The 6265-nt window shown below is 68.5% G+C and carries 6 protein-coding genes and 1 pseudogene; all 7 read right to left on the minus strand.

What is annotated here, in order from left to right; translation table 11 throughout:
* Positions 1-116: 116 nt before the first annotated feature.
* Positions 117-2240, minus strand: coding sequence for an elongation factor G (gene fusA, locus ACTS11_RS10370; protein ID WP_442640239.1), 2124 nt, complete (start codon positions 2238-2240; stop codon positions 117-119).
* A 29-nt stretch (positions 2241-2269) separates the two neighbouring features.
* A complete protein-coding gene (rpsG, locus tag ACTS11_RS10375; protein ID WP_442640240.1) occupies positions 2270-2740 on the minus strand; it encodes a 30S ribosomal protein S7 in 471 nt (156 codons plus the stop codon).
* A gap of 12 nt (positions 2741-2752) precedes the next feature.
* Positions 2753-3124 (minus strand): 30S ribosomal protein S12, encoded by a 372-nt coding sequence (rpsL, locus tag ACTS11_RS10380; RefSeq protein WP_071673925.1) that lies wholly within the window; start codon positions 3122-3124, stop codon positions 2753-2755.
* Positions 3125-3406: 282 nt separating this feature from the next.
* A complete protein-coding gene (locus ACTS11_RS10385; protein WP_442640241.1) occupies positions 3407-4321 on the minus strand; it encodes a DMT family transporter in 915 nt (304 codons plus the stop codon).
* Positions 4318-5160 carry a glycosyltransferase gene (locus ACTS11_RS10390; protein ID WP_442640242.1) on the minus strand — a complete coding sequence of 281 codons (843 nt, stop codon included), beginning with the start codon at positions 5158-5160 and terminating at the stop codon, positions 4318-4320. The genes ACTS11_RS10385 and ACTS11_RS10390 overlap by 4 nt, the downstream gene beginning before the upstream one ends.
* Before the next feature lie 60 nt (positions 5161-5220).
* Complete coding sequence (locus ACTS11_RS10395) at positions 5221-5511, minus strand: acylphosphatase (protein WP_442640243.1); 291 nt, start codon at positions 5509-5511, stop codon at positions 5221-5223.
* 232 nt (positions 5512-5743) lie between these two features.
* A pseudogene (locus ACTS11_RS10400) lies at positions 5744-6265 on the minus strand (DNA-directed RNA polymerase subunit beta'); the annotation flags it as partial.

Here is a 6265-nt window from a genome sequence, read left to right on the forward strand (position 1 = left end):
CGGCTTGTTACGTTCGAATTTTGCCTTTGCCATGATGGCCTCCTTGTCGTGCGGGCGGCGGGACCGGGTCCCGCCCTACGGTGGATGGGCGGGACGGGATCACCCCGCCACCCGGGTCATGCGTACTTGGCCTGGATCTCTTCCGAGATGTTCTGCGGAACCGGCTCGTAGTGGTCGAACAGCATCGTGAACTGCGCGCGGCCCGAGGACATGGAGCGCAGCGTGTTGATGTAGCCGAACATGTTGGCCAGCGGCACGAAGGCATTGATGACGATCGCGTTGCCGCGCGTCTCCTGCCCCGTCACCTGGCCCCGGCGGGAGGTCAGGTCGCCGATCACGCCGCCGGTGTAGTCCTCGGGCGTCACCACCTCGACCTTCATGATCGGCTCGAGGAGCTTGGCGCCGGCCTTCTTGAGGCCTTCGCGCATGCACATCCGCGAGGCGATCTCGAAGGCGAGAACCGAGGAGTCGACGTCGTGGAACTTGCCGTCGAGCAGCGCGACCTTGAAGTCGATCACCGGGAAGCCCGCGAGCGGACCCGAGTCCATGACCGACTTGATGCCCTTCTCGACGCCGGGGACGTATTCCTTCGGAACCGCGCCGCCGACGATGCGGCTCTCGAACGAGTAGCCCTCGCCCGGCTCGGTCGGGCTGATCTCCAGCTTGACCTCGGCGAACTGGCCCGAACCACCCGACTGCTTCTTGTGGGTGTAGGTGTGCTCGATCATCCGGCTGATGGTCTCGCGGTAGGCCACCTGCGGCGCGCCGATGTTGGCCTCGACCTTGAACTCCCGCTTGAGGCGGTCGACGAGGATGTCGAGGTGGAGTTCGCCCATGCCGCGCATGATCGTCTGGCCCGACTCGAGGTCGGTTTCGACGCGGAAGGACGGATCCTCGGCGGCGAGCCGCTGGAGGCCCATCGACATCTTCTCCTGGTCGGCCTTGGTCTTGGGCTCGATGGCGATCTCGATCACCGGATCGGGGAAGGTCATCGTCTCGAGGACCACCGGGTGCGCGGGGTCGCAGAGCGTGTCGCCCGTCGTGGTGTCCTTGAGGCCCGCCAGCGCGATGATGTCGCCGGCATAGGCTTCCGAGATCTCTTCCTGCTTGTTGGCGTGCATCATCACCATGCGGCCGATGCGCTCGCGCTTGCCCTTGGTCGAGTTCAGGAGCTGGTCGCCCTTCTTCATCGTGCCCGAGTAGATCCGGGTGAAGGTCAGCGTGCCCATGAAGGGGTCGTTCATGATCTTGAACGCGAGGCCGGCGAAGGGCTGCGCGTCATCGGCCGAACGCGGGATGTTCCGCGTCTCGCTCTCGTCGCCGGGGGCGAAGCCCATGTAGGCCGGCACGTCGAGCGGACCGGGCAGGTAGTCGACGACCGCGTTCAGGAGGGGCTGCACGCCCTTGTTCTTGAAGGCCGAGCCCGCGAGCACGGGCACGAAGGTCATCGACAGGCAGCCCTTGCGGATCAGCTTGCGCAGGGTCGGGACATCGGGCTCCTGGCCTTCGAGGTAGGCCTCCATCGCCGCGTCGTCCATCTCGACCGCGTTCTCGACGAGGTTCGAGCGCCACTCGTCGGCGAGGTCCTTGAGGCTGTCGCGGATCGGCTGGCGCACCCAGGACGCGCCGAGGTCCTCGCCCTGCCAGACCCACTCTTCCATGGTCACGAGGTCGACGATGCCTTCCAGCTGGTCCTCGGCACCGATCGGGAGGTTGATCGGAACGGGGGTCGCACCGGTGCGGTCCTTGATCATCTTCACGCAGTTGAAGAAGTCGGCGCCGATCTTGTCCATCTTGTTGACGAAGACGAGGCGCGGAACCTTGTAGCGGTCGGCCTGGCGCCAGACGGTCTCGGTCTGCGGCTCGACGCCCGCGTTGGCATCGAGAAGCGCCACGGCGCCGTCGAGCACGGCGAGCGAGCGCTCCACCTCGATGGTGAAGTCCACGTGGCCGGGCGTGTCGATGATGTTGAAGCGCACCTTCGTGTCCGAGGTGCCCTCGGGGGTCGGGTCTTCCTGCCACTGCCAGAAGGTCGTCGTGGCGGCGGAGGTGATGGTGATCCCGCGCTCCTGCTCCTGCTCCATCCAGTCCATGGTGGCGGCGCCGTCATGGACCTCGCCGATCTTGTGCGACCGGCCGGTGTAATACAGGATGCGCTCCGTCGTCGTGGTCTTGCCCGCGTCGATGTGGGCCATGATCCCGAAGTTGCGGTAGCGCGTGAGCGGATAGTCGCGTGCCATGGGGGAGGTTCCTCAGGCTGAAGTGAAACTTACCAGCGGTAGTGGCTGAACGCCTTGTTGGCATCGGCCATCTTGTGGGTGTCTTCCCGCTTCTTCACGGCGGCGCCGCGCGAGTTGACGGCGTCGACCAGCTCGCCGGCCAGACGCTCTTCCATCGTGTTCTCGTTGCGGGCGCGCGCGGCCGAGATCAGCCAGCGGATCGCCAGCGCCTCGCGGCGCTCGGGCCGGACCTCGACGGGAACCTGGTAGGTCGCACCACCGACGCGGCGAGAGCGGACCTCGACGGCCGGCTTGATGTTGTCGAGCGCCTCGTGGAACACCTCGACGGGCGCCCGCTTCAGGCGGCCCTCGACGCGGTCGAAGGCGTTGTAGACGATGGTCTCGGCGACGGATTTCTTGCCGTCGACCATCAGGTTGTTCATGAACTTGGTCAGGACGCGGTCGCCGAACTTGGCGTCGGGCAGGACTTCGCGTTTCTCGGCACGGTGACGGCGGGACATGTGCGTATCCTCTTACTTGGGGCGCTTCGCGCCGTATTTCGAGCGGCGCTGGCGACGGTCCTTGACGCCCTGCGTGTCGAGCACGCCGCGCAGGATGTGGTAGCGCACGCCGGGAAGGTCCTTCACCCGGCCGCCACGGATCAGGACCACCGAGTGCTCCTGGAGGTTGTGGCTCTCGCCGGGGATGTAGCTGATCACCTCGTAGCCGTTGGTCAGGCGCACCTTGGCGACCTTCCGCATGGCCGAGTTCGGCTTCTTCGGCGTCGTCGTGTAGACGCGCGTGCAGACGCCGCGCTTCTGCGGGCAGCTCTCCAGGTGCTGGGACTTGGAGCGTTTCACTTTGGGCTGCCGCGGCTTGCGGATCAGCTGCTGGATCGTCGGCATTGGGTCTCCCCGTCTGGCTCTCTCGTGTCGGCAGCGGCTCGCGCCCGGACGGTCCCGAAAGCGCGAAAACACCAAAGCCGCATGCATCCCTTCCCTACCTGGAGGACGCTGCGGTGGAAGTTTCAGAGGATCGGGGCACCTAATCGGCCCGGATCATGACCACTACAAATCTGTTTTCGGAGGTCGGGAGGCGTGAAGACGCACCCCGGCCGAGTGCGCGCCGTATAGGGGGAGTCGAAGGGGGTGTCAACAGCGCCCCCGGGACACCTAGGAGGGCGACCGTCAGAGCCCTTCCGCCCCCTGCCGGAGGGCCGCCGTCGCCGCCCGCCGCGCCCGCGCCGCCACGATCCGCTCGCGCAGGATCGTGTAGACGCCGGTGGCCATGACGATCCCCGCCCCCGTAAGCGCCAGCGCGTTCGGCCATTCCTGGAAGAACAGGAAGCCGAGCACCAGCGCGAAGAGCAGCGAGGTGTAGCGGAAGGGCGCGGTATAGGCCACCTCGCCCACCCGCATCGTCATGATCGAGAAGAGATAGCCGCCGATGATGAAGACCGAGGCCGCCGTGATCTGCCCCGCCTGCGCGAGGCTCAGGGGTTCCCACGGCTCGAAGAGGCTGAGGACGCCGCCGAAGAGGCCGACGGAGGCGGCCGTCACCACCGCCACCGTCATCGAGGGCAGCGCCGCGCTGAACCGCCGGGTCACGAGATCGCGGGCCGTGATGATCGCCACTGCCAGCAGCGCCAGGAGCGAATGGGCGTTGAAGCCCTCCATGCCCGGCTGGACGATCAGAAGGACGCCCCCGAACCCCACGAGCACCGCGGTCAGGCGCCGCCACCCCAGCGGCTCGCCCAGGAAGACCGCCGCCGCGATCGTTACGGCCAGCGGCAGTGCCGCCAGGATCGCGGTCGCGTTCGCGATGGCCATGTTCACCAGCGCCAGCAGGAAGGCGACCATCGAGGCGATCTCGAACGCCGTCCGCCAGGCGAGCCTGGCCCGGTCGCCGCGCGGGACGCTCAGGCGGAACTGGCCGAGCGCCACGGCGAGGATCAGCAGCAGCACGGTCGTCAGGCAGCCTCGCAGGAACACGATCTGGAAGAGCGGCAGGTCCTGCGCGGCGAGCTTGACGAAGGCGTCGTTGAGCGTGAAGGCGCCCATGCTCGCCGTCATCAGGAGCGCGCCCTTGAGATTGGGGCTCATTCCCGGGCCCCGAGGACGCGCCCGAGGAGCGGACGGATGCGCAGAGGCGCGAGGCCGAAGCGGTCGCGCAGGAGCGTCGCGCCCTCCCGCTCGTCCAGCCGTTCGGCCCGCCGCGACACCCTCCGGTCGCTGTCGTTGCCGCCGTGGAGCGTGCGCACGAACATCTCGGGCCCCGGCTCGGCCCAGAGTCGGACATGGGCGGCGAGATGCGTGTGGGTCCAGCGGAAGATATTGTGCTGGGAATCGAAGACCGTGACCATGGCGCTGGCTTGTCCCGGTGGGCTCGTCTCGGTGTAGCGGTAGACCGGCTGGCCGGGGGCGTCCAGCGCCCAGAAGAGGCCGGTCTGGAAGGTGATGGCGACGGGCGTTTCGGCATCCGCCCAGCCGGCGTCGAGCATCGCGTCGGCCCGCACACGCAGCCGTTCGACGTAATCGACGGCGAGCGCGTCGTCGTCGTCGATGCGGAAGCCGGTGACGAAGGGCACCTCCTCCCGCGCGCCGGCGCGGAAGGCGCGGCGCGTGGCCTGCAGCGGCCCGGCGGGTTCGAGCGCGCAGATCCGCAGGAACGGGTGGGCCGCCCGCAACGCCTTGAGCCGCCTGCGCCAGCGCAGCGGCATCGCGTCGCCGCAGAGAACGACGAGCGTGAAATCCGGATCGGTCTGCGCCGCGAGCGACGGCAGGCAGACATTCTCGAAGAGCGCCATGCGCCGCTGCATCCGGACGGGATCCCAGAGCGCCTCCTCCAGCGCCCCCGCCCCGAGCGTGGACATCCGGAAGCCGCCCGTCGCCGGGTAGGAGAAGCGGCACACGCCGACGATCTGGTTGTCCGCTCTTGCCATGCGCCGCGCAGGTCTCCCTCCGGGCGCGAGCCTAGACCAGCCCCGAGGCGGGGGGAATCCCTAGGACGCGTCGTCGAGGATGCGGAAGCCGGGAAGCTCGGTCGCTGCGCCGGGCATGGCCGCGACGCGCTCGACCCGCGCGAGGCGGGGGCCCTTCTCCAGCGCCCGGACCATCTCGGCGACGCCTTCGGGCGGCCCCTCGATCAGCGCGGAGACGGTGCCGTCGGCCTCGTTCCTCACCCAGCCCGAAAGCCCCCGCGCCTCGGCCTGGGATTTCGTCCAGGCGCGGAACGACACGCCCTGCACGCGCCCCGTGACGCTGACGATCATGGCGATCGGTTCGGTCGTCATGGCTTGGCCTCCTGCCGGGTGGGTGTCGGGGCAACCTAGCGCGGAACGGGCGGCCGGGCAAAACGGGGGCTTGGGCCATGTCCGATGACGGCGGGCGGCGCCTGAGGATCACCCAGTTTCCGGCAGAGCCCCGCCGCGCTTTCCGGGCGACCGGCGCGGCCGGGCCCGGAATGCGGAACGCCCCGCCGGTGAGGGCGGGGCGTCCTGGTTCTTGTCGGTCACCGGGCGGAAATCACTCGCCCGGCGTGTCCTCGGTCTCGGGGTGGAGCGTCGTCTCGCCGAAGACGTCGTCCGGAGCGGCGAGCGCCGCGGCGGCCTCCGCCTCGGCGCGAGCCTCCTCGATCACCTTGTTGTCGCGCTCGGCAGCGATGCGGCGCACGCGCTGGGTCGCCCCGCCCGTGCCCGCCGGGATCAGGCGCCCGACGATCACGTTCTCCTTCAGGCCCACGAGCTTGTCGCGCTTGCCCTGCACGGCGGCCTCGGTCAGCACCCGCGTCGTCTCCTGGAAGGAGGCGGCCGAGATGAAGGACCGGGTCTGCAGCGAGGCCTTGGTGATCCCGAGCAGGATCGGCTCGCCCTCGGCGGGGCGTCCGCCCTTGGCGATCGCCTTCTCGTTGGCCTCGTCGAACTCGGCCTTGTCGACGTTCTCGCCCTTCAGCAGCGTGGTCTCGCCGCTGTCGAGGATCTCCCACTTCTGGAGCATCTGGCGGACGATCACCTCGATGTGCTTGTCGTTGATCTTCACGCCCTGCAG

The sequence above is a fragment of the Roseicyclus sp. genome, from assembly GCF_052168335.1.
In the GTDB taxonomy this organism is placed as follows: domain Bacteria; phylum Pseudomonadota; class Alphaproteobacteria; order Rhodobacterales; family Rhodobacteraceae; genus Roseibacterium.

What these genes read in the sequence shown, in the direction of transcription:
- ACTS11_RS10390 (WP_442640242.1), bottom strand. Translation starts at nt 5,160, where the DNA reads ATGGCAAGAGCGGACAACCAGATCGTCGGCGTGTGCCGCTTCTCCTAC.
- fusA (WP_442640239.1), bottom strand. Translation starts at nt 2,240, where the DNA reads ATGGCACGCGACTATCCGCTCACGCGCTACCGCAACTTCGGGATCATG.
- ACTS11_RS10395 (WP_442640243.1), bottom strand. Translation starts at nt 5,511, where the DNA reads ATGACGACCGAACCGATCGCCATGATCGTCAGCGTCACGGGGCGCGTG.
- rpsG (WP_442640240.1), bottom strand. Translation starts at nt 2,740, where the DNA reads ATGTCCCGCCGTCACCGTGCCGAGAAACGCGAAGTCCTGCCCGACGCC.
- rpsL (WP_071673925.1), bottom strand. Translation starts at nt 3,124, where the DNA reads ATGCCGACGATCCAGCAGCTGATCCGCAAGCCGCGGCAGCCCAAAGTG.
- ACTS11_RS10385 (WP_442640241.1), bottom strand. Translation starts at nt 4,321, where the DNA reads ATGAGCCCCAATCTCAAGGGCGCGCTCCTGATGACGGCGAGCATGGGC.